General features: G+C 68.5%; 1 protein-coding gene. It reads right to left on the bottom strand.

Features of this window, described 5'->3' with window-relative positions:
* Nucleotides 1-140: 140 nt before the first annotated feature.
* Nucleotides 141-1,628 carry an adenosylhomocysteinase gene (gene ahcY, locus ACSNN7_RS28815; RefSeq protein ID WP_436684197.1) on the bottom strand — a complete coding sequence of 496 codons (1,488 nt, stop codon included), beginning with the start codon at nt 1,626-1,628 and terminating at the stop codon, nt 141-143.
* Between the last annotated feature and the right edge of the window lie 378 nt (nt 1,629-2,006).

The following is a 2,006-nucleotide window of genomic DNA, read 5'->3' as shown; positions in this document are numbered from 1 at the left end:
GTGTCGGGGTGTCCCCGCGCCCGGACACCCCGACACACCGCACACAGGCGCAAGGGCCGGGGGCGACGGCCGACGGGCGTACGCGAAAAAGGACCGGGCCGGCCGCGTGGCGGCCGACCCGGTCCTTTCAGAGGTGGAACTCAGTAGCGGTAGTGCTCCGGCTTGAACGGGCCCTCGACGGAGACGCCGAGGTAGGACGCCTGCTCCTTGGTGAGCTGGGTCAGCTTGGCGCCCAGCGCGTCCAGGTGCAGCCGGGCGACCTTCTCGTCCAGGTGCTTCGGCAGCACGTACACGCCGATCGGGTACTCCTCGGTCTTCGTGTACAGCTCGATCTGGGCGATCGTCTGGTTGGCGAACGAGTTCGACATCACGAAGCTCGGGTGACCGGTGGCGTTGCCCAGGTTCAGCAGGCGGCCCTCGGAGAGCACGATGATCGCGTGGCCGTCGTCGAACTTCCAGAGGTCGACCTGCGGCTTGATGTTCTCCCGGGTGACGTCCGAGCGCTTCGCCAGGCCGGCCATGTCGATCTCGTTGTCGAAGTGGCCGATGTTGCCGACGATGGCCTGGTGCTTCATCCGGGCCATGTGCTCGTTGGTGATGACGTCGTAGCAGCCGGTGGCGGTGATGAAGATGTCGGCCTGCTCGACCACGTCGTCCAGGGTGGCGACCTGGTAGCCGTCCATCGCCGCCTGGAGCGCGCAGATCGGGTCGACCTCGGTCACCACGACCCGGGCGCCCTGGCCGCGCAGCGACTCGGCGCAGCCCTTGCCCACGTCGCCGTAGCCCATGACGACCGCCATCTTGCCGCCGATGAGCACGTCGGTGGCGCGGTTGATGCCGTCGATGAGCGAGTGGCGGCAGCCGTACTTGTTGTCGAACTTGCTCTTGGTCACCGAGTCGTTGACGTTGATGGCCGGGAAGAGCAGGGTGCCGGCGCGGTGCATCTCGTAGAGCCGGTGCACGCCGGTGGTGGTCTCCTCGGTCACGCCCTTGATCTCGGCGGCGATCCGGGTCCAGCGCTGACCGTCCTCGGCGAGCGAGCGGTGCAGCAGCCCGAGGATGACCGCGTACTCCTCGGAGTCGGCGGTCTCGACCGGCGGAACGACGCCGGCCTTCTCGAACTCGACGCCCTTGTGCACGAGCAGGGTGGCGTCACCGCCGTCGTCGAGGATCATGTTGGGGCCGCCGCCGTCGGGCCAGGTGAGCACCTGCTCGGTGCACCACCAGTACTCCTCCAGGCTCTCGCCCTTCCAGGCGTACACGGGGACGCCGGCCGGGGCCTCGGGGGTCCCGGTGGGGCCGACGACGATCGCGGCGGCGGCGTGGTCCTGGGTGGAGAAGATGTTGCAGGACGCCCAGCGGACCTGCGCGCCGAGCGCGACCAGGGTCTCGATCAGGACGGCCGTCTGGATGGTCATGTGCAGCGAGCCGGTGATGCGGGCGCCGGCGAGCGGCTGGGCGTCGGCGAACTCGCGGCGGATCGCCATCAGGCCGGGCATCTCGTGCTCGGCGAGACGGATCTCCTTGCGCCCGAACTCGGCGAGCGACAGATCCGCCACCTTGTAGTCGCCCTCGGCGAGGGTGCTCGGCCGCGCGCCACTGGTGGACGCCTGGAGGGTGCTGGTCATGGAAGCTCCTGTCGAACGGTGTGCTGCGCGACCTTCCACCTTACGCGCATGGCTGAGGTCTGCACGGAGGCCGCCCGGAGACAGCGCACGGGGCGGTCGGTGATGGACGGACTTTCCGTCCACGAGCCGGCCGCCCCGTGCATCCCCCCGGTTTGGTTCCCCCGCGCGTTACCGGACCTTCGTCGCGACAACGCTGCGTACCCATAGAGTCACACTGCGCCAGAGGCGAGTCAAGCTATTTCGGAAAAGTCGGACTCGTGTCGCGCGCACCGGACCCGATATCCCGTGCGACAGGAGTCGAGCGACGCTCCTATGCCGCGTCAAGTGTTTGGGGTGCGGTTTCCAGGCGTCGGTAGATCTCCCGGGCGACGTAGCGTT

It is taken from the genome of Micromonospora sp. URMC 105 (assembly GCF_051386295.1).
GTDB lineage: Bacteria > Actinomycetota > Actinomycetes > Mycobacteriales > Micromonosporaceae > Micromonospora.
Note: the sequence above shows the minus strand (reverse complement) of the source record. Positions and strands in the feature narration are given on the sequence as shown.

Coding starts and splice junctions, on each gene's coding strand:
- ahcY (WP_436684197.1), bottom strand. CDS start 1,628: ATGACCAGCACCCTCCAGGCGTCCACCAGTGGCGCGCGGCCGAGCACC.